This window comes from Ferviditalea candida (assembly GCF_035282765.1).
GTDB classification, from domain to species: Bacteria; Bacillota; Bacilli; order Paenibacillales; family KCTC-25726; genus Ferviditalea; species Ferviditalea candida.
This window is the reverse complement of sequence record NZ_JAYJLD010000002.1, coordinates 19,284-45,976: the sequence shown is the minus strand read 5'-3', so window position 1 is coordinate 45,976 and position 26,693 is coordinate 19,284. Positions and strand designations below refer to the sequence as shown.

At 52.1% G+C, this 26,693-nt stretch carries 24 protein-coding genes and 1 pseudogene; 20 read left to right on the top strand and 5 right to left on the bottom strand.

The genetic code is table 11. From position 1 onward, the window contains the following. Nucleotides 1–59: 59 nt before the first annotated feature. From hemA to VF724_RS01800, 11 genes are all read left to right on the top strand, one after another. Nucleotides 60–1,433, top strand: coding sequence for a glutamyl-tRNA reductase (hemA, locus tag VF724_RS01850; protein ID WP_371752664.1), 1,374 nt, complete (start codon nucleotides 60–62; stop codon nucleotides 1,431–1,433). Between the two features lie 69 nt (nucleotides 1,434–1,502). Then, a complete protein-coding gene (gene ccsA, locus VF724_RS01845; RefSeq protein WP_371752512.1) occupies nucleotides 1,503–2,327 on the top strand; it encodes a cytochrome c biogenesis protein CcsA in 825 nt (274 codons plus the stop codon). Between the two features lie 32 nt (nucleotides 2,328–2,359). Next, entirely contained in the window at nucleotides 2,360–3,307 is a 948-nt protein-coding gene (gene hemC / locus VF724_RS01840) for a hydroxymethylbilane synthase (RefSeq protein WP_371752511.1), read from the top strand. A gap of 3 nt (nucleotides 3,308–3,310) precedes the next feature. Further along, a complete protein-coding gene (locus VF724_RS01835; RefSeq protein ID WP_371752510.1) occupies nucleotides 3,311–4,171 on the top strand; it encodes a uroporphyrinogen-III synthase in 861 nt (286 codons plus the stop codon). A gap of 24 nt (nucleotides 4,172–4,195) precedes the next feature. Next, nucleotides 4,196–5,182, top strand: a complete 987-nt coding sequence (gene hemB / locus VF724_RS01830; protein WP_371752509.1) for a porphobilinogen synthase — start codon at nucleotides 4,196–4,198, stop codon at nucleotides 5,180–5,182. A gap of 39 nt (nucleotides 5,183–5,221) precedes the next feature. After that, nucleotides 5,222–6,553 carry a glutamate-1-semialdehyde 2,1-aminomutase gene (gene hemL / locus VF724_RS01825; protein WP_371752508.1) on the top strand — a complete coding sequence of 444 codons (1,332 nt, stop codon included), beginning with the start codon at nucleotides 5,222–5,224 and terminating at the stop codon, nucleotides 6,551–6,553. Further along, on the top strand, nucleotides 6,550–7,614 hold the full coding sequence (gene hemE / locus VF724_RS01820; protein ID WP_371752507.1) for a uroporphyrinogen decarboxylase: 1,065 nt from the start codon (nucleotides 6,550–6,552) through the stop codon (nucleotides 7,612–7,614). The genes hemL and hemE overlap by 4 nt, the downstream gene beginning before the upstream one ends. Next, the gene (gene hemH, locus VF724_RS01815) at nucleotides 7,604–8,527 is read left to right on the top strand and encodes a ferrochelatase (protein ID WP_371752506.1); all 924 of its coding nucleotides are present in this window, start codon (nucleotides 7,604–7,606) and stop codon (nucleotides 8,525–8,527) included. Before hemE ends, hemH begins: the two co-directional genes overlap by 11 nt. Nucleotides 8,528–8,785: 258 nt before the next feature. Beyond that, nucleotides 8,786–10,249 carry a protoporphyrinogen oxidase gene (gene hemY / locus VF724_RS01810; RefSeq protein WP_371752505.1) on the top strand — a complete coding sequence of 488 codons (1,464 nt, stop codon included), beginning with the start codon at nucleotides 8,786–8,788 and terminating at the stop codon, nucleotides 10,247–10,249. 4 nt (nucleotides 10,250–10,253) lie between these two features. After that, nucleotides 10,254–11,150 (top strand): RluA family pseudouridine synthase, encoded by an 897-nt coding sequence (locus tag VF724_RS01805; RefSeq protein WP_371752504.1) that lies wholly within the window; start codon nucleotides 10,254–10,256, stop codon nucleotides 11,148–11,150. Nucleotides 11,151–11,218: 68 nt separating this feature from the next. Beyond that, nucleotides 11,219–12,529 carry a LysM peptidoglycan-binding domain-containing protein gene (locus tag VF724_RS01800; protein ID WP_371752503.1) on the top strand — a complete coding sequence of 437 codons (1,311 nt, stop codon included), beginning with the start codon at nucleotides 11,219–11,221 and terminating at the stop codon, nucleotides 12,527–12,529. Between the two features lie 241 nt (nucleotides 12,530–12,770). Here VF724_RS01800 and VF724_RS21605 read toward each other — a convergent pair whose 3' ends face one another. Next, complete coding sequence (locus tag VF724_RS21605; RefSeq protein ID WP_503473099.1) at nucleotides 12,771–12,935, bottom strand: YszA family small membrane protein; 165 nt, start codon at nucleotides 12,933–12,935, stop codon at nucleotides 12,771–12,773. A gap of 575 nt (nucleotides 12,936–13,510) precedes the next feature. Here VF724_RS21605 and VF724_RS01795 point away from each other — a divergent pair. From VF724_RS01795 to VF724_RS01775, 5 genes are all read left to right on the top strand, one after another. Beyond that, a complete protein-coding gene (locus VF724_RS01795; protein ID WP_371752502.1) occupies nucleotides 13,511–16,183 on the top strand; it encodes a valine--tRNA ligase in 2,673 nt (890 codons plus the stop codon). 107 nt (nucleotides 16,184–16,290) lie between these two features. Beyond that, on the top strand, nucleotides 16,291–17,673 hold the full coding sequence (locus VF724_RS01790) for a bifunctional folylpolyglutamate synthase/dihydrofolate synthase (RefSeq protein WP_371752501.1): 1,383 nt from the start codon (nucleotides 16,291–16,293) through the stop codon (nucleotides 17,671–17,673). A 7-nt stretch (nucleotides 17,674–17,680) separates the two neighbouring features. Then, nucleotides 17,681–19,063: a UDP-N-acetylmuramate--L-alanine ligase gene (gene murC / locus VF724_RS01785; protein WP_371752500.1), complete on the top strand. Its 1,383-nt coding sequence runs from the start codon at nucleotides 17,681–17,683 to the stop codon at nucleotides 19,061–19,063. A 278-nt stretch (nucleotides 19,064–19,341) separates the two neighbouring features. After that, nucleotides 19,342–20,694 carry an aromatic ring-hydroxylating oxygenase subunit alpha gene (locus VF724_RS01780; protein WP_371752499.1) on the top strand — a complete coding sequence of 451 codons (1,353 nt, stop codon included), beginning with the start codon at nucleotides 19,342–19,344 and terminating at the stop codon, nucleotides 20,692–20,694. After that, nucleotides 20,691–21,191, top strand: coding sequence for a 3-phenylpropionate/cinnamic acid dioxygenase subunit beta (locus VF724_RS01775; RefSeq protein ID WP_371752498.1), 501 nt, complete (start codon nucleotides 20,691–20,693; stop codon nucleotides 21,189–21,191). Before VF724_RS01780 ends, VF724_RS01775 begins: the two co-directional genes overlap by 4 nt. A gap of 209 nt (nucleotides 21,192–21,400) precedes the next feature. On the opposite strand, the gene VF724_RS01770 is transcribed toward VF724_RS01775, so the two are convergent. Further along, complete coding sequence (locus VF724_RS01770; RefSeq protein WP_371752663.1) at nucleotides 21,401–22,174, bottom strand: glycoside hydrolase domain-containing protein; 774 nt, start codon at nucleotides 22,172–22,174, stop codon at nucleotides 21,401–21,403. A gap of 123 nt (nucleotides 22,175–22,297) precedes the next feature. On the opposite strand from VF724_RS01770, the gene VF724_RS01765 reads away from it, so the two are divergent. Continuing rightward, the gene (locus VF724_RS01765; protein ID WP_371752497.1) at nucleotides 22,298–23,647 is read left to right on the top strand and encodes an SPOR domain-containing protein; all 1,350 of its coding nucleotides are present in this window, start codon (nucleotides 22,298–22,300) and stop codon (nucleotides 23,645–23,647) included. 137 nt (nucleotides 23,648–23,784) lie between these two features. Here VF724_RS01765 and VF724_RS01760 read toward each other — a convergent pair whose 3' ends face one another. From VF724_RS01760 to VF724_RS01750, 3 genes and pseudogenes are all read right to left on the bottom strand, one after another. Further along, nucleotides 23,785–23,925, bottom strand: a complete 141-nt coding sequence (locus VF724_RS01760) for a hypothetical protein (RefSeq protein ID WP_371752496.1) — start codon at nucleotides 23,923–23,925, stop codon at nucleotides 23,785–23,787. Further along, nucleotides 23,922–24,308 (bottom strand): S-layer homology domain-containing protein, encoded by a 387-nt coding sequence (locus VF724_RS01755; RefSeq protein ID WP_371752495.1) that lies wholly within the window; start codon nucleotides 24,306–24,308, stop codon nucleotides 23,922–23,924. Before VF724_RS01755 ends, VF724_RS01760 begins: the two co-directional genes overlap by 4 nt. A 14-nt stretch (nucleotides 24,309–24,322) precedes the next feature. After that, nucleotides 24,323–24,764: pseudogene (locus tag VF724_RS01750) on the bottom strand (N-acetylmuramoyl-L-alanine amidase family protein). Nucleotides 24,765–25,105: 341 nt separating this feature from the next. Between VF724_RS01750 and VF724_RS01745 the strand changes: the two are divergent. Genes VF724_RS01745 through radC form a run of 3 tightly spaced genes read left to right on the top strand, consistent with a single transcriptional unit; the run spans nucleotide 25,106 to nucleotide 26,682 of the window. Next, on the top strand, nucleotides 25,106–25,348 hold the full coding sequence (locus VF724_RS01745; protein WP_371752494.1) for a DUF4321 domain-containing protein: 243 nt from the start codon (nucleotides 25,106–25,108) through the stop codon (nucleotides 25,346–25,348). A gap of 14 nt (nucleotides 25,349–25,362) precedes the next feature. Continuing rightward, complete coding sequence (locus VF724_RS01740) at nucleotides 25,363–25,965, top strand: Maf family protein (protein ID WP_371752493.1); 603 nt, start codon at nucleotides 25,363–25,365, stop codon at nucleotides 25,963–25,965. Between the two features lie 27 nt (nucleotides 25,966–25,992). After that, on the top strand, nucleotides 25,993–26,682 hold the full coding sequence (gene radC, locus VF724_RS01735) for a RadC family protein (RefSeq protein ID WP_371752492.1): 690 nt from the start codon (nucleotides 25,993–25,995) through the stop codon (nucleotides 26,680–26,682). Nucleotides 26,683–26,693: the final 11 nt, after the last annotated feature.

The window sequence follows — 26,693 nt, the reverse complement described above, 5'->3', positions numbered from 1 at the left end:
CTTGTCACAATATGTTATAATGATCTGGTAAAAGGTATGGAGAAAAGGCGGTGAGTCGTATGCATATCGTGGCAGTCGGATTGAATTATCGTAAAGCTCCTGTGGATATCAGGGAGAAGTTCACATTTTCCGATGAATCTCTTCCCGTGGCTTTGCAGCAATTAAAGCGCACCAAGAGCATTCTGGAGTGTGTCATCCTGTCTACATGCAACCGTACCGAGATTTACGCCGTCGTCGACCAGCAGCAGGTATGCGGACATTATATCCGTTCTTTTCTTGCAAATTGGTTTCAAATTGAAATCGGGGAATTTGCCGATTATTTGACCATTTACGAGGATAATGAAGCAATTCGCCATTTGTTTAGCGTAACGGCCGGTCTGGATTCGATGGTTATCGGTGAAACGCAGATTCTCGGGCAGGTGCGCAACGCATTCTTACTGGCTCAGAAGCATAACGCAACCGGCACATTATTCAACATGCTGTTCAAGCAGGCCATTACGATGGCCAAAAAAGCCCATTCGGAAACGTCGATTGGAGAAAATCCCGTATCCGTCAGCTATGCCGCTGTCGAACTGGGTAAAAAAATATACGGAAATTTTAAGAACAAGAACGTCATGATCATCGGAGCGGGCAAAATGAGTGAGCTGACGCTCAAACATTTGCATGCCAACGGAGTCGGAAAGATTGTGGTTGCGAATCGGACGCTGCAGAAGGCTAAGGAATTGGCCGGCCAGTTTGCCGGAACCTTTTGTTCGATGGGCCAGCTGGAGGAAATGCTCGTTGAGCAAGATATTGATATCGTCATCAGTTCCACCGGAGCGGATGGGTATGTGTTGACCCTTGAACAAATGGAACCCGTCATGAAAAAAAGAAAATCGAAACCGTTGTTTATGATCGACATTGCCGTTCCGCGGGATTTGGATCCGCGGCTGATGGATATGCCGAATGTCTATTTGTATGATATTGATGATTTGGAAGGCATTGTCGAGAGCAATCTCGAGCAGCGCAAGAGGGAAGCCATGAAAGTGGACAAACTGATAGAGCACGAGTTGGAGATGTTCCATCAGTGGTATCGATTGCTCGGTGTCGGCCCGGTTATCGGGGCACTGCAGGAAAAGGCGAATCGGATACATCAGGAAACGATGAGCAATATGCTTCAGAAGCTGCCGGATTTGACCGAACGTGAAATCAAAGTGATTCGCAAGCTAAGCAAGAGCATGCTGACCCAGATGCTGCATGATCCCATAATGCGCATCAAGGAATTGTCTGCCGGAAGACGGGGCGTTGAGGAGCTTGATTTGATCCGAGAGCTTTTTGCCTTGGAAGACATGCTGAAAGAACAGGCTCGGCTCCCCAAGGATTTCCTGCTTGAATCCAAACCGTCCGAATCGGATGATGATCGCATATCACCTGTCAATCCCGTGCTTGCCTGATGAATGCAAGGTTTGTTGCGGCTAAGGGCCCTTGCTGTCGGATCATCGGTTCGGGAGGGTGTCATGATAATGAAAAGCTGGATGTATGACGCCATAATTTATATTTATGCCCTGAGCCTATTGTTTTACTTCTCCGATTTTGCGGAACCAAACCGGAGGGCTAAACAATTCGGCACAGGGTTGCTTGCGTTTGTATGGGTTTTGCAAACCCTGTTTTTTATATTCAGAGTGGAGGATTTGCGGCAGCCTGCTGTGTTCTCCATGTTCGACTCGCTGTTTTTTTTCGCGTGGCTGATCGTCACAGTCTCGTTGGTCCTGAATATCGTTTTTCGCATGGATGTGCTGGTTTTTTTTGTAAATATCGTTGGGATCGCCGTGCTGGCTCTGAATTTTTTTACGGACGAGAACGTCTCTCCGCTTCTTGAGCAATGGCATATCGAGGATGAGCTGCTGTTCATCCACGTTTCTCTGGCGATTTGCAGCTATGCGGCCTTCCTGGTTTCCGCGGTGCTTTCCGGGATGTATTTGTTTCTGAACCATATGCTGAAAAAAAAGCGGTGGAGCCAAACGTTAAAAAGGCTGCCCAGTTTGGATAAAATAGATAAAAGTTCTTATGTTTTCGTGCTGGTGGGCACGCCTTTCTTGATTCTTTCGCTGACCTTGGGCTTGGTTTGGCTTCATATTACGGGTCATCTGCAGCTGATGCTCGATCCCAAAGTGCTGAACTCCCTGTTGGTCATTGCCGTTTATTTATTCTATCTCACGCAAAGGCTGTCTTTCAAAAAGCCGGGAGCCACTCTGGCTTTATGGAATTTGGCGGCTTTTGCATTTGTGTTCGCCAACTTTGTGATTTCAAATTTTCTTTCAAGATTTCATCAGTGGATATGGATGTGAAAGTGAACGGTTTAAATAGGAGGATACATCAAATGCGGACAATCATAGTGGGTACGAGGCAAAGCGCATTGGCCTTGACTCAGACCAGTCAAGTAGTGGATCAATTGAAATACATATGCACGGAACATGGGATTCCGTTTGATTTTCAGCTGCAAAAAATTGTCACCCGAGGAGACCGGATTCTCGATGTCACGCTGTCCAAAGTAGGCGGCAAAGGGCTGTTTGTCAAGGAGATCGAACAGGCGCTGCTGGAGGGGAATATTGATATGGCGGTGCACAGCATGAAGGACATGCCGGCCGAGCTGCCTGAGGGACTTGTGATCGGGGCGATTCCGAAACGGGTGGATCCGCGGGACTGCATGATTTCGGCCAAGGCCGGGTCAATTCGCGAGCTGCCTGAGGGAGCGATCGTCGGGACCAGCAGCTTGCGCAGAGCTTCCCAATTGAAAGCCTTCCGGCCCGATCTCAGGCCGGAGTCGATTCGCGGCAATATCGATACCCGCCTGCGAAAATTGGAAGAGGGGCAATTTGATGCGATCATCCTGGCGGCCGCGGGTTTGCACCGAATCGGCTGGGAGGACAGAATTACGGAATATCTCTCCCCGGAAATTTGTCTGCCTGCCGTCGGGCAAGGGGCGCTTGCCATTGAATGCAGGGCGGATGATCGGGATATGCTCGCTCTGCTCGCCCTGCTGAACCATCCCGAAACCGAACGCGTCGTGAAGGCGGAGCGCGGTTTTCTGAACCGTTTGAACGGGGGATGTCAGGTGCCGATCGGAGCTTACGGCGAAATATCCGGTGCTTCGGCGGATGGGGAACATGCTGCTGTGCGGTTGACCGGCATGGTCGGTTCTCCGGATGGAGACAGCATTATCAAAGAATCGCTGACCGGCCCTGAACCGGATGAGCTTGGAGTCAGACTTGCGGAGAAATTGATCGGCAGGGGCGCAGATCGCATTCTCGAACAAGCAAGGGGATGAACGATGAAAGAAACAGGGAAGTTGGCCGGAAGCGGCGGGATCTCCGGAAAACCAGACGGGACGGGGAAACGAACATCAGGGAAAGTGCTGGACGGCAAGCGTGTGCTGGTGACACGCCCGAGAAACCAAGCGGATGAACTGTCGAGGCTGATTGAGGAGCGGGGTGGGGAGCCCGTCGTATTCCCGATGATCCAAACCCGTTTTCCGACAAACCCGGAGACCGTCCGAAAATTGGATCAGGCGCTTGCCTCTCTTGAAACGTTTGATTGGGTCATTTTTACCAGCGCGAATGGGGTCGATTTTTTCTTTGCGAGGCTGACTGAACTCGGCATTGATATCCGGTCGATGCGAAAGGCGAAGCTCGCCGCTGTCGGACGGAAAACCGCGCAAGCGCTGAATGGCCGCGGTCTGGCTGCGGAGATCGTTCCGGAAAAATTTCAAGCCGAGGATTTGCTCGATGCCATGCTTCCGGGTTTGTCGGCAGGACAGAAAGTGCTGCTGCCTAAAGCCGATATCGCGAGGGACTATTTGCCCCGCGCAATGCGCGCTCTCGGATTGGAGGTCATCGAGGTCGTCGCCTATGAGACGGTGGCGGCGGATGAAAACGCCGATGAGCTGATCGAGCTTCTGCGGAACCGGATGATCCATATTGCCACCTTCACCAGTTCGTCAACGGTGCGTAATTTTTGGAGCCTGCTGAACGACAAAGGGGAAAATCCGGCTGAGCTTTTGCGGGGCGTGGAGATTGCCTGCATCGGTCCTAAGACGCTGGAAACGGCCGAGGAATTGGGACTGACCGTCACTCGTCTGGCTAAGGAAGCGACTGTTGCCTCATTGGTCGACGCGATTGCAGATGATGAATAAGTTGAATACAAGGGGGAAGCGAAAATGAGTTTTCCGATAATAAGACACCGCAGACTGCGGGGTTCTTCGGCAATAAGGAATCTGATCAGGGAGACGCAGCTGCATGTCCATGATTTGGTCCATCCGATGTTTGTCATTTACGGCAGCGGCATCAAGCGGGAGATTCCATCCATGCCTGGAGTTTATCAATATTCATTAGATCGGTTGGACGAAGAACTCCGGGAAGTGGCGGAATTGGGCATTCAGGCTGTGCTGCTGTTCGGACTGCCGGAGCATAAGGATGAGACGGGAACGGGTGCGTATGAGGAAGAAGGGATTATCCAACAGGCAACCCGAAGGATCAAGCAGCTCTATCCCGATCTGCTGGTCATCGCCGACACGTGTCTTTGCGAATATACAAGCCACGGGCATTGCGGAGTCGTGCATCACATCGGAGGCCGTGCGGAAATCGACAATGATCCTTCGCTCGAGCTGCTGGCCAGAACTGCGGTTTCCCAAGCCAAAGCCGGTGCGGATATTATCGCGCCCTCCAACATGATGGACGGATACGTGCAGGCCATCCGCACGGCTCTCGATGCGCAAGGGTTCGAGCATGTGCCGATCATGGCTTATTCGGTGAAATATGCGTCCGCTTTCTACGGTCCGTTTCGCGATGCGGCGCAATCCGCCCCGCAGTTCGGAGACCGAAAAACGTACCAGATGGATCCCGCCAATCTAAGGGAGGCGCTTCGCGAGGCGGAATCGGATGTGCGGGAAGGCGCGGATTTTCTGATGGTGAAGCCGGCGCTCGCTTATTTGGACGTCATACGCGCGCTTAAGGAAAACTTCGACCTGCCGCTCGTTGCTTACAACGTAAGTGCGGAATACTCCATGGTCAAAGCGGCTGCGCAAAACGGGTGGATCGATGAGCGCGGAATTGTGATGGAGATGCTGATAGGAATGAAGCGTGCCGGCGCCGACATTATTCTGACGTATTTCGCTAAGGACGCGGCGCGCTGGCTGAAGGAATAAGGGCTCGCCTAAATTTTGCTGATATTGGGGTGTGGGAACATGGAAGCTGGATTTGGCAGATTGGACAGCAAATCGAAAGAAGCGTTTGAGCAAGCGAAGAGGTTCATTCCCGGAGGTGTCAACAGCCCGGTTCGCGCCTTCAAGTCGGTGGGACTGACTCCGGTTTTCGTCGAGCGGGGGAAAGGCTCGCGGATTTATGACATCGACGGCAACTCCTTCATTGATTATATCGGTTCATGGGGCCCGCTGATCTTGGGTCATGCCCATCCCGAAGTGCTGGAAGCGATCCGCTCGACGGCGGAAAAAGGCACCAGCTTCGGTGCGCCGACGGAATTGGAAACGCGTATGGCCGAATTGGTGTGCGAACGCGTTCACTCCATCGATCTGGTCCGCATGGTCAATTCGGGAACGGAAGCGACAATGAGCGCGCTGCGGCTGGCAAGGGGGTACACGGGCAGGGACAAAATCCTGAAGTTTGAGGGAAGCTACCATGGGCACGCCGATTCCCTGCTCATCAAGGCCGGGTCGGGCGTCGCCACGCTCGGTCTCCCGGACAGTCCCGGCGTCCCGTTCAGCGTTGCCGTCAATACGATTACGGTTCCCTACAATGACCTTGATTCCGTAGAATTGGCATTCGCCAAATTCGGTGATGAGATTGCCGCGGTAATCGTTGAGCCGGTAGCCGGCAATATGGGAGTCGTACCGCCGGTTCCGGGGTTTTTGCGGGGGCTTCGTGACATCACCCACAAGTATGGAAGCCTGCTGATTTTTGACGAGGTGATGACCGGCTTCCGCGTACATATTCACAGCGCACAAGGATTATACGGCATTACGCCGGATTTGACCTGCCTCGGCAAAGTGATTGGAGGAGGCTTGCCCGTCGGGGCATACGGAGGCAGAAGGGATATCATGGAAAGGATCGCTCCAACCGGACCGATCTACCAAGCGGGAACGCTGTCGGGCAACCCGCTGGCGATGGCCGCCGGATACACCACCCTAAAGCTGCTAGGGGAGCCGGGGGTGTATGAGGAGCTGGAACGCAAAGCCGCGCGATTGGAAGAAGGCTTTACTGCGAATGCGCGGGAAACCGGCATACCATCCACGATCAATCGAGTCGGCTCGATGATTTGCCCGTTTTTCACGGAAACCCGGGTAACGGACTATGAATCCGCCAAGACCTCGGATCTGCAGAGGTTTAATCGATATTTTGCCGCCATGCTTGACAGAGGGGTTGCAATCGCTCCTTCCCAATTCGAAGGCATGTTTGTATCCACGGCTCACACCGATGAGGATATCGAAGCGACGATCAATGCGCATAGAGAGGCGCTCCATCTATTGATGACAAACGGCGGAAATGGGGAACTGCGATGAGCTTTAACGATGCTTTTATCCGCGCCTGCTTCAAACAGGAGACGGATGCCGTGCCTGTCTGGTACATGCGGCAGGCGGGCCGATATGATCCGGATTACCGGAAAATCAAGGAGAAATATTCGCTGCTGGAAATTTCCCGCAGGCCCGAGCTGGCCGCCGAGGTCACCCTGATGCCGGTGCGCAAGCTGGGCGTGGATGCGGCGATTCTGTATTCCGACATCATGAATCCGGTTGAGTCATTAGGCGTAGATTTTGACATCGTAAAGAATGTGGGACCTGTCATTGACAATCCGATCCGTACGGCGGAAGACGTTTCGCGGCTGCGGCCGATCGATGTGGAAGGGGATCTGTCCCATGTGATCGAGACCATTCGGATATTGGACAGGGAGCTGCAGGTTCCGCTCATTACGTTTGCCGGCGCGCCCTTTACGATTGCCAGCTATCTGATTGAAGGCAGACCCTCGAAAAACTACATCCGAACAAAGGAAATGATGTATCGGGCTCCGCAAATCTGGCATCAGCTGATGGACAAATTGGGAGACATGGTCATCGCCTATTTGAAAGCCCATATTGCAGCGGGAGCCAAAGCGGTGCAGCTGTTTGACAGCTGGGTCGGCGCCTTGTCTCCCGCCGATTTCCACAAATTCGTGCTGCCGGTGATTACGCGGATTTTCCGGGAACTGTCCGATTTGCCCCAACCGAAGATTTATTTTCCCGGCGTCAGCTCCGGCGAGTTGCTGCCGGAATTGACCGCCATTCAGGCGGACGTGATCGGACTGGATTGGAGAGTGTCCATTCCTGAGGGACGCAGGCGCATCGGTGAACGGTTCGCCGTTCAAGGCAACCTGGACCCGTATGTCCTGATGGCGCCGATGGAAATGATCAAACAATATGCGCAGGACATCATCGATCAAGGCCTGGAGAAGCCCGGATATATTTTCAACCTCGGGCACGGATTGTTTCCCGAGGCTCCGATGGACAAACTGATCGAGCTGACTGAATTCGTCCATGAGTATTCCAATTCCGCGATTACGCGGAGGAGGGCTGAGCATGAACAATAGAGCGGGCGTCTTGGTCATGTCTTACGGAACACCGGAAAGCATGGATCGGATTGAAGCGTATTACACGCATATCCGCCGAGGTCACCCTCCTTCACCGGAGCAGTTGGAGAATCTGAAAAAAAGGTATGAGGCGATTGTCGGAGGATTTTTTCCGCTGCGGGAAAATACCGATCGTCAGGTTGCGGCGCTCGAGCAAACATTGAACCGGATGTATCCGGATACGGTCTGGACATGCTATCAGGGCTTGAAGCATGCTAGGCCTTTTATCGAAGACGGTGTTCAGCAGATGATCGAGGACGGGATCGTCGAAGCGGCGGGCTTGGTCCTTGCGCCCCATTATTCCGCCATGAGCGTGGGCGGCTATATCAAGCGCGCGCAGGAGAAGGCGGAACAAGGCGGCTTGCGCATGCATTTTGCGAAAAATTACCATCTCCATCCGGATTTGATCGATGCGCTCAGTGAAAGGGTGAGTGAAGCGCTGGATAAGTTTTCCCGGACAGATCGGGACAGCGTCAAGGTGCTGTTTACGGCACACAGCCTGCCGGAAAAAATTCTCGAAATGCGCGATCCGTATCCTGCCCAGCTGACGGAAACCGCGGAGGCCGTGTCCAAGCAAACGGGATTGTCCAATTGGCAGTTTGCTTGGCAGAGCGCGGGACAAACGGACGCCAAATGGCTGGGACCGGATGTGCTGGAGGTGCTGCGGACGCTTCATGGGGACGGAGTCCGCAATGTGCTCATTTGTCCGGTCGGATTTGTGTCGGATCATCTGGAGATTTTGTACGATATCGATATTGAATGCCGCGCATTGGCGAATGAGCTGGGAATCCAGCTGGAACGGACGGAATCGCTGAATACGGATCCCCGATTCATGAAAGCGCTGGCTGAAACCGTGGCTTCACTGCTTCAGTAGCGGTCTGACTTAAGAGCGTGTTCAAAAAGACCAGCGAAGAAAAAGGGGTGTGTCGGAGGAGCGGAAGGGTTTATGCTCCCGAAGCAGTTTTCTGCGAAAACTTTTACCCCTTTGAAATCGTAAAAAACCCGCTAAATTGAATTCTGTTTTAACGATTTCAACAGCGACCGGAGATACACCCCTTTTGCGCAGCGACCCAATTTTTGAACACGCTCAATAAGCAGGTTTCGGTCGATCTTCTCAGAGGAGTGATTTTGCTTGAAGGTTAGAAAAGTTCTGATCGCCGGCGGCGGGATCAGCGGATTGAGCTCGGCTTTCTATGCGAAACAATTGCTCGGCAAACATGGAATTCCCGCCGAAATCACGATTGTCGAGGAAGCCAATAAACCCGGCGGCAAAATTCAAACCATCCGCCGGGATGGTTTTGTCATTGAACGCGGACCGGATTCGTTCCTGGCCAGAAAGCTTCCGATCCTTGAACTGGCAAGGGAACTGGGATTGGAAGGAGAATTGGCGGGAACCAATCCCGCCGCGCGGAAAACGTTCATTCTGCACCGGGGGAAGCTGCATTCGATGCCGGCAGGGCTTGTATTGGGCATTCCTACCCAACTTATGCCGTTCATCAAAACCGGCCTGGTCTCCTTAAAGGGCAAAGCGCGGGCGGCTATGGACCTGTTTCTGCCGAAACGGCGGGAGCAGGGAGACGAATCGCTGGGCGATTTTCTGCAAAGGCGGCTGGGCAAAGAGGTGCTGGAACACATTGCGGAGCCGCTTTTGGCCGGGATCTATGCCGGTGATACGCATTCGCTGAGCCTGCGGTCCACGTTTCCCCAGTTTCAGGAGCTGGAGCGCCGATACCGCAGCATTATGCTGGGAATGCTCAAATCCAGGGGGAGGTCGAATCCCGACGGGCAGTCCCCGAAGCTTCGGCCGGAAATCAGCAATTCCATGTTCCTGACATTCCGGAACGGATTGCAAACCCTTGTTGAGGCGTTGGTCGAATCCATGGCGCCCCATCAAATTTTGACGGACACGCGCATAGTATCTATACGCAAGTCGGAGGGTAAAGAGAAATATGCCGCCGTTCTTTCCGATGGACGTGAGCTGGAAGTGGATGCGGTGATTGTTGCGCTGCCCGCTTTTGCCGCTGCGGATGTGCTCCGATCCTTTTCCGCTGCCGAAGCGCTGCGGGAAATTCCATATGTGTCGGTTGCGAATGTCATCCTGGCCTTTGAGAAAGAGCAAATTCATTATCCGCTGGACGGCTCGGGATTTGTCATTCCGAGGAGCGAGGGACGCCTGCTGACGGCGTGTACTTGGACATCGGCCAAATGGTTGCATACCGCGCCTGAAGGCAAAGCCGTGCTGAGATGCTATATCGGGCGTTCGGGCGACGAACTGTCCGAGGATATGGATGACGAACAGCTGCTGAGCAAAGTTCGCGCGGAGATCAGGGAGATTATGAATATCGAAGCGGAGCCGCTGTTCGCCGAGGTGACCCGGTGGAAACAGTCCATGCCGCAGTATCCGGTAGGCCATCTCGAACGGCTCGGCCGTGTCAGGGAAGCGCTGGAATGTGAAGCGCCGGGCATTGTGCTGACCGGTTCGGGATATGAAGGCGTCGGACTTCCCGACTGCATCCGCCAAGGCAAGGATGCCGCGATTGCCGCAGTGGACCGCTTGCTCAAGCGGAATGCTCCCGAGCAGCCGGCAGTGAGGTGAGAGGATGACCGACGGAGGCGGAGTGAGGAAAGGGCAATGGTATGAGATTCTGTCTGGAAACCGATTATTGGACACGCCGGAACGGATGGAGCATTTTTTGCTGAAGGAGCTGCGGATTCCGCCGGCATTGTACCGGTCATGGAAGGAAGACGGGGGCATACAAAAGGCCGGAGACCGGTTGCGTCTGCGGCTGTTTCCCGTTCGCGAAACCTCTTTCCCGCCGGAATGGATGGATTTGGACGTTTTGTATGAGGATGATTTTTGTCTGGCAGTCAACAAACCCTCCGGAATCAAAGTTCACCCTGCCGACAAAGGGGAAGGGGGGACGCTGGCCAACTACGTTGCGGGTTATTTCGAGGCAACCGGGCAGCAAGCGGCCGTGAGGCACATCCACCGTCTCGATGAGTATACGAGCGGCCCCGTGCTGTATGCAAAAAATGAATTTGCCCAATATGTATTGGACGAAGCGATGAGGGATAAAAAAATCGAGCGGATCTATATGGCGGTGGCTTCCGGCCGTATGAAGCCGGACAGCGGAAAGCTGGATTTTCCGATCGGGCGGGATCGGCATCACGGGCGCAGATACCGGGTCTCCGCCGGCGGGAAACCCGCGGTTACTTTGTACAGGGTGATCGAACAATATGGAGAAGCGGCCCTTCTCGAGCTGCAGTTGGAAACGGGAAGGACGCATCAAGTCAGAGTGCATCTGAGCCATATCGGTCATCCTCTTTGGGGGGACATCCTTTACGGAGGTCCGTCCGAAGGCCTGGCCAGACAAGCGCTGCACGGAGCGCAGCTCCGCTTCCCGCATCCGTTCAGCCGTCGGCTGATTGCCGTCGAGGCACCGCTGCCGGCTGATCTGCAGGCGCTCATCCGCCAATTGAAAAATCACAAATTATAGTCATCGTCCCCCTTCTTGACCCATATAAATATAAAGAGAACTGGGATTTATCGAAGGGAGGATTAGTGGTGGCGGAACAACAATCCAGCGGGTTAAGGTTTGATATTTACGAACGTATCCATTTGCCGGACGAGATGACCGGGATTCGCGAACTGGATGAAATTGAGCTTTCTCCTCATATACAGGTTCAGTCTGTCGGCGACCATACCGTACTGAAGGGAGAATTGGTGTTAAGCGGACACTACATCGGAGTGAATGATTCCGACGGGAATCAATCTTTGGAATACAAAATTCCCGTTGAGATTACTCTGCCGATGAATCGGAGTCAGGTTGTCGGACACATTCAAGCCGAAATTGAAAATTTCGACGTCGATCTGCTTTCCGCCAAAAGCTTGAACGTAACCGGAGTTTTGACGCTCCGGGGATTTCGTTTGGCTGCGGAGGAGCCGGAAGAGTGGAAGGAAGAGGAGGAAATCGTCTTTGTCCACCGCAAGCTGGAGGAACCGGAATTTGCCTGGGAACAGGCCGGTTCTGTGCGGCAATCCGCCGAGGAATTGCAAGCCGCGGTTGATGCCGCCGGAGATTCGCAATCCTGGCCGGGGGAACGGATAGCGTCGTTTGCAGAAGAGGCACGGGCCGCGCAGGAGGATTGGAGCGAGCAGGAACAGGATGCGCGCAATGCTGCTCAAGAGGCCCGGATTGCGCAGGAAGCCTGGGATGCACAGGAAACTCGGGATGTTCAAGCGGAAGCCGCCCCGGAAGCTCAGGAAGTCGCCGGAGAAGGAGAAGAACCCCCAAGCCTGCCCGGGAACCATTTTGCCGGAGATGACAGCATCGAAAATCCGGACGCGAGAACGGAAGAAGCCGAACCAACCCCCGAGCCCCAAGCTGCGGAGGATCCGCAGGAAGTGAAAATTGCCTTCAGCGGCAAAAAGCTCGTCGAGAAAATTCAGGAAAAGGCGCTTGACCTCAAATCTTTATTACATAAACCCTCATCGGACAAATCTTCAGACAACTCTTCGGAGAAATCGAAGAACAAGCGGGATGCGGAACTGGGCGGAGGCTCCAGGCAGGATCAGGGGGAACTGAGCGGACGCTCCCGGCCGGAACAGAGCTATGCCGGTAATGAACAGCCGGCAAGATTCTCTCCGCCGGGCACGGAGGCTCCGTTGGATGACGCCTTGGAATGGAAAAAGCTGTTCCTCCATGAGGGAAAAGAAGAAAGCTTCCGCAGATTAAGAATGCGGATCGTTCAAAAGAATGAAACTATTGAGCTGATCGCGGAAAAATACAGCATCAACCCGAGAGAGATTATTCTTCTTAACAAGCTCGGGGATCAGGAAGTACTGGAAGGCCAAGTGATTTATATTCCAAAGTGAGAGAGCTGCATGCGTCCATCGTGGCTGTGCCTAACTTTGGAAACAATGACAAAGCTCCGGAACAGAAGCTTCGCATGCCGAAGATCTGCTTGGAGCTTTTTTTACCACTTAAGAATCTATAAGTTCCGAACTTCGGGAAAGGCAAATTCTTAAGGGCATAAAAACCTACCTCTACACGCGGCCGCTCAACATTGAATTGGCCTCGATAGAGGTTTTTTTACTGCACAGGAAGTTAAAGATATCAATACCAGTTAAATAGAAAGCCGACATAGGCTATAAACAGAATGAAGAGGATGAACACATCCAACGGATTCGGAATGATCAGCGTCCGAATAAACTGGATACAGATTATTGGAAACAGCATGCTTCGGATAGCGAAGCGGAACCGCAACCACCACTGGGGCATGAGGACACCACCTTTTTGGTGAATTGGAAATCGATCAAAAAAAGTCACTCTTAAAGCAGTTTATGAACCGGACAAACTTGGTTATGCTGATAACAGTGAAAATATTGACTCTGCTGGTCAACACAGGTATCATATGATATAGATTAAAAGGCAATAACGCAGAAAGGGAGCAGTAGGCAGCCATCCCTTCAGAAAGCGGGACCGTTGACTTAAGGGGCTCCGCAGGAAGCAACTGCTGAAAGCCGCTCCGGAGTCGCTTGACAGAAGCTCTCGCATTAGGTCGGGCCGGTCGCATCCGTTAGCTGTTGCGAGTGCAGAATAACGCAACCTTATGCGGAATAAAGGTGATACCACGGAAGCCAAACCTTTCGTCCTTTTCGGCGGAAGGTTTTTTTACCACTTAAGAATTTACAAGTTCCGAACTTTGGGAAAGGCAAATTCTTAATGGCATAAAAACCCACCTCTTCGCGCGGTCGCTCATCGTTGAATTGGCCTCGATAGAGGTTTTTTTACGACATCAGAAAGCGCAAGATTCACATCATATAATTTTCGAGCCTGAAATGGAGGTTGTCACCATGTCTGATCAGATTGAAAACAAATCCGTCGACGCCATGCCGACTACATATGACCCTAAGAGTGCGGAGTCCAAATGGTACGATTTCTGGGTGAAAGGGGAGTTTTTTGCCGCGGGCAAACGGAAGGACGCCAAACCTTACGCCATCGTCATTCCACCGCCTAACGTTACGGGGATGCTGCATATCGGGCATGCTCTTGACTTTACGCTGCAAGATATTTTGATCCGTTTTAAACGGATGCAGGGTTTTGATGCCCTTTGGCTGCCGGGAACCGATCATGCGGGGATTGCCACTCAAACGAAGGTGGAGCAAAAGCTTCGTGAAGAAAAACTTTCCAGATATGATTTGGGAAGGGAAAAATTCCTGGAAAGAGTCTGGGAATGGAAAGAGCATTATGCGGAGACGATTCGTGAGCAGTGGGCCAAAATGGGGCTGTCTCTGGACTATGCAAGGGAGCGCTTTACGCTGGATGAAGGCCTGTCCAACGCGGTGCGCGAGGTATTCGTCAAGCTGTATGAAAAAGGGTTGATTTACAGGGGCAAATATATTATCAACTGGGACCCCGCGGCCCGCACGGCGCTTTCGGACATCGAGGTGGAATACAAGGAAGTTCACGGCCACCTGTACCATCTTCGCTATCCGCTGAAGGACGGCGGCGGTCATATTACCGTTGCGACAACCCGTCCGGAAACTATGCTCGGCGATACGGCCGTTGCGGTTCATCCGGAGGACGACCGCTACCGCGGCCTGATCGGAAAAATGCTGGTGCTGCCGATCATCGGCAGGGAAATACCGGTAATCGCCGATGAATACGTCGAGAAGGAATTCGGCAGCGGCGCCGTAAAAATTACGCCGGCACATGATCCGAACGATTTTGAGGTCGGGCTCAGGCACAATTTGCCGCAGGTTCTGGTCATGGACGAATCCGGAAAGATGAATGAGCAAGCCGGAAAATACCAGGGCATGGACCGTTTCGAGTGCCGCAAGCAAATCGTCGAGGATTTGAAGAGCTTGGGCGTGCTCATGAAGATCGAGGATCACGTACATCAAGTCGGACACAGCGAAAGAAGCGGCGCGGTAGTGGAGCCCTATTTGTCCACCCAATGGTTTGTCAGGATGAAACCGCTGGCCGATCGCGCGATTGAGGCTCAAGAGCAGGATAAAGGCGTCAATTTTGTGCCGGACAGATTTGAAAAAATTTACCTTCACTGGATCGAGAACGTGCGCGATTGGTGTATTTCGCGCCAGCTCTGGTGGGGACACCGCATACCGGCATGGTATTGCGGCGACTGCGGCGAGGTGACCGTTCAAATGAATAACCCCGAGCAGTGCGGATATTGCGGAAGCGCCCGGATCCGGCAGGATGAGGATGTGCTGGATACCTGGTTCAGCTCCGCGCTCTGGCCGTTCTCGACACTCGGTTGGCCGGCACAAACGGATGATCTGAAGCGCTATTATCCGACCGATGTGCTGGTTACGGGCTATGATATCATTTATTTCTGGGTGGCCCGAATGATCTTCAGCGCGCTGCAATTCACCGACCAGATTCCCTTCAAGGATGTGCTGATTCACGGGTTGGTGCGGGATGCGGAGGGCAGAAAAATGTCCAAGTCGCTTGGCAATGGCGTCGATCCTCTGGAGGTCATCGAGAAATACGGCGCTGATGCCATGCGCTTCATGATCTCGACGGGCATCACGCCGGGCCAGGATTTGCGTTTTCGCTGGGAGAAGGTCGAGCAGGCGCGTAATTTTGCCAACAAGATTTGGAATGCTTCGCGTTTTGCGCTCATGAATTTGGACGGGCTGACAGCTGCGCAAATCGACTTGAGCGGTCCGTTGGGAACGGCGGAGCGGTGGATTTTGCACCGTTTGAACGAAACCGCCGGCGATGTGACAAGATTGCTGGACAGTTACGAATTCGGCGAAACGGGCCGCGTGCTGTACGATTTTATTTGGGACGACCTGTGCGATTGGTATATTGAGTTCTCCAAGCTGCGGCTGTACGGCGGCGATCCGGAGGCCAAGCGGACGACGCAGTCGGTGCTGGCCTATGTGTTGGACAGAACGCTGCGGATGATCCATCCGTTCATGCCGTTTATCAGCGAGGAAATTTGGCAGCACCTGCCGCATGCAGGCGAAACGATTTTGCTTGCGCAATGGCCGCAAACCGATTCCCGTTGGGAGGCCGCCGAGGCGGTCAAAGAGATGGAGCTGCTGAAGGAAACGATCCGCGTCGTCCGAAATGTGCGGGCGGAAGTAAATGTTCCGATGAGCAAGAAGATCGAAATGCTCATCAAGCCGTCCAACGATGAGGTGCTGGCTATTCTGGAACGCAATATCGAGTATATCCGGAAGTTCGCCAATACTTCTCAATTGGAGATGAACCTGAATATGAGCCGTCCGGACAAGGCGATGACGGCAATCGTCCGCGGAGTGGAGTTAATCTTCCCGCTGGCCGGTCTGATTGACATTTCCCAGGAAATTGCCCGTTTGGAAAAAGAGCTGGCGACACTGAATGGGGAAGTCGAAAGGGTGGAAAAGAAGCTGTCCAACGAGGGCTTTATCGCGAAAGCTCCGGCCAAGGTTATCGAAGAGGAGAAGGCAAAGCAGGCGGATTATGCGGACAAGCGGGACAAAGTGCTCGCCCGGCTGGAAGAATTGAAGAACGTATAGGGGTTCGCGATGGCACCAACGGATGATGAGAATGGCGCAGAGACCCAACTTTTTGAACATGCCCTATTATGTAGAAGTGAATTTTAAATGATAAGGAATGGGTAATAATGGATGATGCGAGTGGGATATCTCTTTCTCATACCGCTTTTCGGTCATACGATGAAGCTGTGGAGTGGATCAACGGCCTGATTCCGTTCGGGATCCGGCCGGGTCTGGCAAGAATGGAAGTTTTGATGGAAAAGCTGGATCATCCGCACCGCAGGCTAAAATTCATTCATGTGGCCGGCACGAACGGAAAAGGTTCGGTTTGCGCGTATTTGTCCAGTGTCCTCACGAAATGCGGGTATGCGGTGGGAACGTTCACTTCGCCGTATATCCAAAAGTTTACGAATCGCATTCAATTGAACGGACGAGATATCGAGGAGGAGCAGTTGCTGAGCATCGCCAATCAGCTTAGACCTCTGGTTGATGAAATTGCCGCCGGCGAATTGGGGCCTCCGACTATGTTCGAAGTGACGACCGCGCTGGCCGTCGTTTATTTTGCGCGGCATGCATATCCTGATTTTGTGGTTTGGGAAACGGGCTTGGGAGGCCGGCTCGATTGCACCAACATCGTCATTCCGATCGTTTCGATCATAACGAATATCGGTCACGATCATATGGATATTTTGGGGGATTCGCTGGAGAAAATCGCCTTGGAAAAAGCAGGCATCATCAAATCCGGAGTGCCTGTGATCAGCGCGGTCGAGCAGCAGGAGGCTCTGCGGGTGATCGAACGGGAGGCCCGGGAAAAGCACAGCACCCTGTATCTCTTGGGACGCGAGTTTGATTATAAAGCGGTATCGGTCAGGGAGAACGAACAAATTTTCCATTTTACCAGTCCGTTCCGCAGTCTTCGCGCTGCCGAAATTTCGCTGAACGGTCCTCATCAGTTGAAAAACGCTTCCACGGCTTTAATGGCGCTGGACGTGCTGAAGCAGTATTATGCGGTGATTCTCGATGACGGGGACCTGCTTCCCGCTTTGAAGCAAACGAAGTGGCCCGGGAGATTGGAGATGGTGCAAAGTCAGCCCAGAATTTTGCTGGATGGAGCGCACAATCCCGAGGGCGCCGAATCGCTTGCCGATTCTTTGCAGAAGGTCTACCGCTATCGGAAATTACATATGATGTTCGGAATGCTTTCTACGAAGAATCATTCGGGCTATATCAGGCATATACTACCTATGGTGAATACGCTTATCGTCACCGAACCGGATTTTCGCAAAAAAATTTCCGCCCGGGAACTGCATCGGACAGTAGAAGAGCTTCTTCCCGAATTTTCAAAGCATCCGGTGGAAATCATCGTGGAGCCTGACTGGAGGGCTGCGCTGGCCAGATTGATTGATCTGACGGCGGAGGAGGACTTGGCGGTGGTCACCGGCACGTTATACTTGATTGCAGACGTAAGAGCCTGGATATTGAATCAATCCGATTGTGAAAAAGGTTGGTGAGAAGGGTTTGAGTACCTTGGAACATATTCATTTCATCGGCATCGGCGGTTACGGCATGAGCGCTATTGCGAAGGTTATGCTGGAAATGGGGTATACCGTTTCCGGCTCAGATGTCGCCAAACAGGAATTGACGGAAAAACTCTCGGCCAAAGGGGCGCATGTATTTATCGGACATGAAGCCCGGCATGTTCAAGGGGCGGATATGGTCGTGTACTCCACAGCGTTGCCCAAGGATAACGTGGAAATGCTGGCCGCCGAAAAACTGAACATTCCGATTCTGCACCGCGCTGAAATGCTTGCCCGCATCATGAATGTGAAGAAAGGGGTTGCCGTTGCGGGGGCGCATGGCAAAACCACCACATCCTCGATGATTTCTCTGGTCATGGAGCAATGCGGTATGGATCCTACTTATATTATCGGCGGAGAAATCATGAATGTGGGCAGCAACGCCAAAGCGGGAATTGGCGAATATGTAGTGGCCGAGGCTGATGAAAGCGACGGTTCCTTCCTTCAGTATCATCCTTACATCGCGATTGTCACCAATATCGAAGCCGATCATCTGGAAAATTACAACGGAGATTTTGAAAATCTCAAGCAAGCGTATTATACGTTTCTGAATCAGATCCAAAAGGGCGGTAAAGCGATCGTCTGCCTCGATGATCCGCATTTGCGGGAAATGATTTCCGGCCTTCAAGGAGAAGTCGTCACCTTCGGGATTGACCGGCCGGCCGATTTTACCGCCAAAAATATTCGTCTGGGAGACCGAAAATCAGCCTTTGAAGTCGAATATAGAGGAAAACCGTTGGGAACGCTTGAGCTGTCCATACCCGGTCGGCATAATGTATATAATGCTTTGGCTGCACTGATTGTATGTCTGGACGCGGGATTGGATTTCGCGCAGATCGCCCGTTCGATCAAAGATTTTCGCGGAGCCAAACGCCGTTTTCATGTGCTTGGCGAGATCGATGGGATTCTTGTCATTGACGATTATGCGCATCATCCGACGGAAATCCAGGCCACAATCAGCGCAGCCAAAGCGACCGGCAAAAAGATCATTGCCGTCTTTCAGCCCCAGCGCTACACGAGAACCTATTTTCTGCTTGAGCAGTTCAGCCGCGCATTTCATGAAGCGGATGAAGTAATTATCACCGATATTTACTCCCCTGCCGGAGAAAAGCAAATCGAGGGGATCAACTCGGCCAAGCTGGCGGAAATGATTCGCCTGAACAGCAATCCGAGGGTGACTTACCTGCCGACTAAAGAGGACGTTCAATCCTTTTTGATAAATCATGTCAGCTCCGGGGACCTGGTGCTGACCATGGGAGCGGGCGATATCTGGAAGTCGGCCGATTGGCTGGCGAAAGAGCTGCACAGGAAATATGTGAAATAGCGGATAATGCTGAATTGATCTGGCTTATTGGCGGATATTTGAGGGTTATTATTGAGATAAGAAAGACCTGAGGCTTGCCTTGAAGGCAATGGAAGCAGCCCAGGTCTTTTTCGGCTGGGAATACCGAATATCTGGGAAGTCAGCCGCTTCAAATCAGATTGACAAATTGCGGTCATTGTATTACGATTAAATCAATTAATTCATTATATAAATTATCAATTCATATTGTGAATCAGCGTGTTCTTAAATCCAAAAACGTGCTGGAAGGAGAAGAGAAGATGAGAAATACGCTGGATAAAAAAACATTAAGCGTTCTGCAGCAAAAAATATCAGAAGGCTTGATGCCGCAATGGGTAGTCACGGACCCCGAAATCCACCAAGTTGAAATTGAAAAAATATTTGGCCACACTTGGCAATTTTTGGCTCACGAATCCGAATTAAAGGAAGCGGGCAGCTATGTAACAAGATGGATCGTGAATGATCCGGTGCTGCTTGTCAGAACCAATTCCGGAGAATTGAAAGCGTTCCTCAATTCCTGCACTCATCGCGGCGTGCATTTGTGCACAGCAGATTTCGGAAAAAAGAAAACGTTTACCTGCCCTTATCACGGTTGGAGCTTTAACCTTGAGGGGGAACTGATCGGCATAGTAGCCGGAGACAAGGTGTACGGGGAAGAGATGGATAAATCCGAATGGGGTCTTCGTCCGATTCCGCGGCTCGAATCGTATCGGGGGATGATCTTCGCGAACCTGGATAAGAATGCAATGTCTTTAGAGGATTATCTGGGGGATATGAAGTTTTATTTCGATATTTTGCTGGGCAGAAGCGACGGCGGGATGGAAGTCAGGGGAGTGCCTCAGCGCTGGGTGGCCAACGCCAACTGGAAAGCGCTGCAAGAAAATTTTTCAGCGGACCCTTATCATGTGCAAACAAACCACCGTTCCACTGTGGAAATGGGCATCAGTCCAAGCGACCCTCTTTATGCATCGTATGGACATCAGGTTATTTTGGGACACGGGCACGGCATCAATGTGATCACGGGTGCCAACGGACGATCCAAATTTCCGTTTCAGGCTACGCCGGAATCCATGTGGCCGATGTTTGAAAGAAACTTGAGCCCGGAGCAGTACGATCTTTTATCGAGAACGACCGTTTTTGTGGGAGGCGTGTTCCCCAATCTGTCCTTCGTAAGCCCCGTTCATGGAACTGAGGGACATTTGCACAACTATTTGAATTTCCGGGTTTGGAGGCCATTGGGACCCGACAAAGTGGAGATTTGGTGCTGGTTCATGATTGACAAGGCCGCTCCGGAAGATTATAAAGAAGCGGCTTATAGAGGGTATATCGGTTCCTTTGGCTCCTCCGGCACACTGGAGATGGACGATACCGAGACCTGGGCCCGTATTGTTCAGGCCAGCAAGGGTATTATGAGCCGGGATAAAGAGTTGAATTATAACAATGTATCCAATTATCTGATGGGATTCGGCCGGGTCGAGCCCGACGAGAACTTTCCCGGACGCGGCATCGCCTATCCCACGACGTATCTCGACGCCATTTCAAGAAGTTTGCATGAATATTGGTTTGAGCTCATCAGCAAAGATCTTCTTGACGCGGGGGAGGAAGCAAAATGAACGCGGAATTGCATTACGAAATAAGCAATTTTCTTTATCATGAAGCTTACTTGTTGGATCATCGGCAATATAAAGAGTGGCTCGATTTGCTGAGCGAAGATCTGGTATATCAGATGCCGATACGCGTAACGTCCGACAATAAAGATGCATCCAACCTTGTTTATGAGATGAAGCATTTTGAGGAAACGAAAAAATCCCTGACAACCCGGGTGAACCGGCTGTACACGACATCGGCCTGGGTTGACAACCCGGCGACTCGGCAGCGGCATTTCGTCAGCAATATTTCGGTTGCTCCCGGCTCCAGACCGGAGGAATATCGTGTGCGAAGCTATTTTTTGTTCAAAAGGAGCAGGGCTTCGGACATTGAAACGGAACAACTGTTTGGAGAACGCGAAGATGTGCTGAGAAAAGAAAATGGAGAATGGAAAATCGCTTCGCGAACCATTTATCCGGATCAAGCCGTCTTGAGTGTAATGAATCTGGGTATGTTCTTGTAAAACAGTGGTATGGAACAAAAAAAATTCCGGTTGAAGAAGCCGGAATTTTTTTTGTGCTTTTCCTATCAACGACAATCCCGTTACACTGAAATTTGATCAAGGGCTCGCGATGAAGTTAGTTCCACTTTTGGCGGCAAAGGATCAAGCGGTTTAATTGATTTTTGCCAATTTGATGGAAGTTATTTCGTCGCAATGCCCAAGCATGAAAATCATGTTTCTATCATCGTCAGGAGTTTAGCCAGCACTACAGCGAGTTCTTCTCGTGTTGTCGGTTGGGTCGGTCTGAAGGTGCCGTCGGGAAAACCCACCATGAGTCCTGCATTTTTGACGATCTCAATGGCAGAGGCGCTCCAGCGGTCGGGGGGCACATCCGGAAACGGCCCTGTCGGTGCCGCTGCCGTGTTCCAGAATCCTTCATTGCCGAAAGATTCATCCAGATCGGCTTGAATTCCGGCTACGGTCACCTCGTTTTGGTACTGGTACAAATTTGCATGGCTCGAACGCTGCCCCCGGCTCCAAGCGTAGGTTTGCCAAAAATGCCCGCAAGCTTCCCGAAGGGCCATTTCCTCGACGACGGCATAGGAGCCGTAAACACCGACAGAATATCCCGGAAGTGCTGCTGCGGCCGCCCGCAAATAATTTTCGATCGCATCATAATCGGCAGGCCGAGCATCGTAGTCTACAGCAAAATAGATTGCGGTTCCGGCAGGTTGTCCGACGGTCTGAGCTTCATTCAAAGCGAGCGGGCCGTCAATCTGACCGGCCGCAGCCCCGCCCGCTGCGCGGTTGGCGGAGGTTTCCCAGACGGAGATAATCTGCAATCCGGCTTCGGTGAGCGCTTGTGCTTCCGTCCGGGTCAGCCGTTTCCATGCATAAGCTGCCGGAACCAGATATCGGCAGACAAATTCGTATCCCAGAGCGGCGACCGCTTTAGCATTATCAAGTGTGAGCGGTGTTGCGCAATCAATCCCTTTCAAATCTATCAACTCCTTTTATAATAGAATATTAAAGAGCATTGCAAGATGACACTATGGAAATGCTCATATTTCATCTTTTTCCGTCATATGGATAAAACACGAGTATAGGACAAGGGAGAGAGTGCCGAAATGAGCAAAGCCAAGATAACTTACCGTTTCGATCCTGAAAATCGAGGCGGAGACTCGTATTCACATAAGGAAACGGGGAAAAATCAGGGGATCGTCATTCCGCTGTATCAGAACGAGGCGCCATTACAAAACGAAGGGAAGGAACCGCCGGCCAAACCGGGCGAAGTGTTCAGCGATCCGCAGATGCTGAACCAGTTTGCAACGGATTACGGAGCATGGTCGAGTCCGTTTGACATGGAAACGCAAAGGCTGGAAAAGTTGATCCGTGAATCGGATGCGCTCCGGGAGGAGAACGCGAGGAGGCTGAAGGCGGATCGAACAAATTCCAGTTTCTCTCGCAATCCTGCTTGGGATATACCGGGGCCAATGAATTCGGAGACAGGATATGTTCAAGATTGGGGCAGGGATCGCTTCGGTCCGGAAATCGTTGAGGATAAAGTCCGAACACGATACGTCAAACGGTCGTCCGTACCCTGGATGAAAATCATCACATCCGTTTCCGGTGCCGTGGTGACCGGTCTGTTGTTTGGATTGTTCGTGCTGTCGATGTTCCATCCGGCAGGCGACCGTGCCGCAGACATCACCTCTAAGGATGCTCTGAATTCAGCAGCCTCGGGGCAGACGGGAGAAACACCCGCTGAAAAAGAACTAAGCTCCGCGTCCTCCCCGACTGCAGGGCAAAAGGAAGCGGCCGGATCGGCGGCTGTGGGAATGCTGCAGGCGGATATTCCGGCGCAAACCTATTATATGCTGCAAAACGGTGTGTTCAGCGGCCTTGAGGGAGCTCAAAATGCGCAGGAAGAGCTTCGGAAGAAAGGACTTGCAGCCGTATCGGAGTCTTCCGGACCGTTTGTCGTTTATGCGGGCATGACCAGAGATCGCAACGATGCCCTGGCGCTCAGCCGCATGCTGCAGGATAATAATTTGGAGGTTTATATCAAGGCGTACGAGATCCCGGGAACGCATCAGCTTCGTTGGGCAGGCACCGATGCGCAAACGGTAGAGTCCTATTTCAGCCAGGCACAAAAATTGATCGGGATGATAGGAGACCTGTCGCTTCTTCACTTGGAGGAAAGCAATCCGACGGCCATCGATACCGTCAATCTGGATAATCTGAAAAGTGCACATCAATCCTGGACGGATACGGTCAAATCCTTAAGCTCAAGCGTATCCGAATCCGTCAGGGCGGATTTTGATCAGCTGAGCAATGCGATGAATACAGCGGTAATTTCCATGGAGGAGTATAATAAGAATCCCTCCAAAGCCCATCTTTGGCAGGCTCAAACCTCGATTATGGAATTTGCGGTCACCGAGAAACGGATGTTGAAGGAATTATCCGGTCAACAATAAGGACGCACGACAAAATTAGTTCCCACTTTTGTTGGCAAAATATCAACGGTTTAATGATTTTTGCCAACATTTTAGTGGAAGTTATTTTGTCGCGCTGTCTAAGCATTTTCGGTGGACGCGAAGCGTCCTTGAAGAATTCACATGGAATCGGTTTTTGGCGGAAGCGGATTTTCAAGATAGCGGGCCAGCACTGCCGCCCCCCCCCCGGCTCTGGTCATCATGGGGTTCGGCGTGAACAGATCGATCGCGACCCCATTGATCAGGCCGAGTGGTTTCATTCTGAAAATAGCCGGAGCGGCCCATGAATTATCGGAAACATCGGAAAAGGCCGGGGATGTTGCGTCATCAAGCACAGAAACAGCCTCTTCCGCTGCCGGTTGCTGTTCCGTCGGCGTATTTCCGCCCGCGTAACCGCTTGGTCGGGACGAATCGTGCCGTCCTCAAAGCCCTGAATAAATCTGCGGTCAACAACTTCAACCAGGACGGCATATGCCCAATGCCTGGAGTCTAGATCGGCAAAACTCTTTTCGGGCGATGGTTCGGACTTTGACTGTGCGTCGACGGAGGCTGCCGAACCGGGATTGGCCGATTTAAACTGGAAAATGCGGTCCAGCATGGCCAGATATTCCGCACGGGTCAAAGTGGCATTCGGGAAGAACAAATCATTGTATCCGCCTATAACTCCTCTTTCTTTGGGCTGGCAATCGCTTCGCGCGCCCAGTCGCCGCGAATATCCCGAAAAGCGGGCGGATCCAACCGGCCGATATATTGCTCGATGCCATCGGCGATGCCAATCGCCGATTTTTGTCTGAATTCAGGTGAAGCAAGCCGCCGGGCGTCTTCATGGTTTGACAGAAATGCCGTTTCCACCAGAACGCTGGGTGTCGCCCCCATCCGGATGACATATGCCGAGCTCGGGATGATTCCTTTATCTTCGGTTTCATCGTTTCGCTGGCAGGGTAGATTTCCTGAGGGTATTGCGAGTCATAATACAGCACCAGGCTTCCCTTTATGTAGCGTGATTGATGTGAGTTTGCATGCATGGAAACAAACAGGTCGGCTTTTTTGGTATCGGCGAAAGCTCGTCTCTGAGCTTGCGTGAAATGTCAAAATTGATATCTTTTTCGAAAATTCCGTTGACCCCGGCAGCGCCGCGGTCATAACCTCCATGTCTTAGGATCGATGAGGATGGTGGCGGCCTGCACAGGGTAAGGCTGGCTCAACAGCAGCAATACGCTACCTATGGCGGTAAACCATTTTTTCTCGATAAGCCCCTCCCAGAACTATTTTACATGTCCCGGGTAGGTTGCGTATGCAGGAAAATACTTCCAAATGGATGCCCCGTTTTCTTGGATTGTGCTGGAGTCCGTTAAACCTTATAATAAGGAGACAAGTCCAGTCCAGGTCAACATGGAGTGAAAGCTGTCAGATTTGAATTTGCGGGAGGAACCGGATGGTATGAAAAAAAGCAGGCTGCTGCTTGTCATTTTATTGTTGATCGGATTGTTGGCGGGCTCCCTTGCCAATCATCTGCTGTCCCCGGTGAAAGCCGTTGTCTTCCTCACGAAAACCACCACCGTTGCCTGGCATCCCAAAGCCGATCTCGATTTTCTGCAGTATGATTTTTACATTCAGGTTAAACTAAGTTTATTGAGCCTGATCGGCGTTTTGGCCGCGATTTGGCTGTACCGCAGAATGTAAAAGAGGTGTGAGCAGTGGTGAACGTCCAACAGCAAACCTTGATTCTGGCGTCCTCTTCACCCCGCCGTCGCGATTTGATCAGGATGCTCCCATTTCCGGTGGAGGTTCTGGCGGCCGATGTGGATGAGACGATTGCAGAGCCGCTGGCTCCGGATCAGGTTGTCGAAACGCTTGCCCTGCGGAAAGCCCATGCAGTTTTTCTCTTGAAGGAAGAGAAGGGGCTGAACGGGGTAATCATCGGCTCCGATACGATCGTGGTTTTCGAAGGGCGCGTCCTCGGCAAGCCGAAGGATGATGCGGAGGCGCGGGACATGCTGCAGGCTTTGCAAGGGAGAACGCACCAGGTATTCAGCGGAGTCTCCTGCATTGACACCGCTTCGGGAATGCAGCGAACTTCGCATCGCATGACCAAGGTGCATATGAAAGCCTTGAGCGCCGGACAAATCGATCGTTACATTGCGACCGGAGAACCGGCCGACAAAGCCGGTGCGTATGCGATTCAGGGAATCGGTGCGACGATTGTGGAAGGGATCGAAGGGGATTATTTTAATGTCGTTGGTCTTCCTTTATCTTTACTGAGCGATATGCTCGCCGACTTTGGTTTTCAAACGCTTTAAACATTTTACTGTGAAAGAGGGGAATTCATGGAATCGCACAATGTTACATTGCGCGATGTCCCGAAAGAGGAAAGACCCAGAGAACGAATGCTTCAGCATGGGGCACAAGCGTTGAGCAATGCCGAACTGCTTGCTATATTGCTGCGGACCGGCACGTTTTCGGAATCTGCGGTGGGGTTGGCCCATCGGGTTTTGATGGAATCCGGAGGCCTTAGAAATTTGACCGATTTGAGCACGGATCAACTGATGGCCATCAAGGGCATCGGAACGGCGAAAGCTCTGCAGATCAAAGCAGGGATTGAACTGGGTCGGCGTTTGGCGCGAACTGCGATGGAACAGACGGTCAAGATCCGTTCGCCGAAGGATGCCGCCGATTACATGATGGAAAGCATGAGGTATTTGCAGAAGGAACATTTCGTCTGTTTGTTTTTGAACACCAAAAATCAGGTGCTGGCGGAAGAAACGCTGTCAATGGGCAGCTTGAACGCATCCATCGTTCATCCCAGGGAAGTGTTTCGCGCCGCGATCAAGAAAAGCAGCGCTTCCATTATTTGCCTGCATAATCATCCGAGCGGTGATCCTTCCCCAAGCCCCGAAGACATCCATTTGACGCGGAGACTTGTACAGGCCGGCGAGCTGATCGGCATCGAGGTGCTGGATCATGTGATTATCGGAGACAGACGATATGTCAGTTTGAAGGAGCAAGGATTGATGTAATATAATTTAGA

What these genes read in the sequence shown, in the direction of transcription:
- hemA (WP_371752664.1), top strand. Translation starts at nt 60, where the DNA reads ATGCATATCGTGGCAGTCGGATTGAATTATCGTAAAGCTCCTGTGGAT.
- VF724_RS01805 (WP_371752504.1), top strand. Translation starts at nt 10,254, where the DNA reads ATGACCGACGGAGGCGGAGTGAGGAAAGGGCAATGGTATGAGATTCTG.
- radC (WP_371752492.1), top strand. Translation starts at nt 25,993, where the DNA reads ATGGAATCGCACAATGTTACATTGCGCGATGTCCCGAAAGAGGAAAGA.
- hemE (WP_371752507.1), top strand. Translation starts at nt 6,550, where the DNA reads ATGAGCTTTAACGATGCTTTTATCCGCGCCTGCTTCAAACAGGAGACG.
- VF724_RS01790 (WP_371752501.1), top strand. Translation starts at nt 16,291, where the DNA reads ATGGATGATGCGAGTGGGATATCTCTTTCTCATACCGCTTTTCGGTCA.
- VF724_RS01765 (WP_371752497.1), top strand. Translation starts at nt 22,298, where the DNA reads ATGAGCAAAGCCAAGATAACTTACCGTTTCGATCCTGAAAATCGAGGC.
- VF724_RS01795 (WP_371752502.1), top strand. Translation starts at nt 13,511, where the DNA reads ATGTCTGATCAGATTGAAAACAAATCCGTCGACGCCATGCCGACTACA.
- hemL (WP_371752508.1), top strand. Translation starts at nt 5,222, where the DNA reads ATGGAAGCTGGATTTGGCAGATTGGACAGCAAATCGAAAGAAGCGTTT.
- hemC (WP_371752511.1), top strand. Translation starts at nt 2,360, where the DNA reads ATGCGGACAATCATAGTGGGTACGAGGCAAAGCGCATTGGCCTTGACT.
- ccsA (WP_371752512.1), top strand. Translation starts at nt 1,503, where the DNA reads ATGAAAAGCTGGATGTATGACGCCATAATTTATATTTATGCCCTGAGC.
- VF724_RS01835 (WP_371752510.1), top strand. Translation starts at nt 3,311, where the DNA reads ATGAAAGAAACAGGGAAGTTGGCCGGAAGCGGCGGGATCTCCGGAAAA.
- VF724_RS01775 (WP_371752498.1), top strand. Translation starts at nt 20,691, where the DNA reads ATGAACGCGGAATTGCATTACGAAATAAGCAATTTTCTTTATCATGAA.
- VF724_RS01780 (WP_371752499.1), top strand. Translation starts at nt 19,342, where the DNA reads ATGAGAAATACGCTGGATAAAAAAACATTAAGCGTTCTGCAGCAAAAA.
- VF724_RS01745 (WP_371752494.1), top strand. Translation starts at nt 25,106, where the DNA reads ATGAAAAAAAGCAGGCTGCTGCTTGTCATTTTATTGTTGATCGGATTG.
- hemB (WP_371752509.1), top strand. Translation starts at nt 4,196, where the DNA reads ATGAGTTTTCCGATAATAAGACACCGCAGACTGCGGGGTTCTTCGGCA.
- hemH (WP_371752506.1), top strand. Translation starts at nt 7,604, where the DNA reads ATGAACAATAGAGCGGGCGTCTTGGTCATGTCTTACGGAACACCGGAA.
- VF724_RS21605 (WP_503473099.1), bottom strand. Translation starts at nt 12,935, where the DNA reads ATGCCCCAGTGGTGGTTGCGGTTCCGCTTCGCTATCCGAAGCATGCTG.
- VF724_RS01760 (WP_371752496.1), bottom strand. Translation starts at nt 23,925, where the DNA reads ATGAAACCACTCGGCCTGATCAATGGGGTCGCGATCGATCTGTTCACG.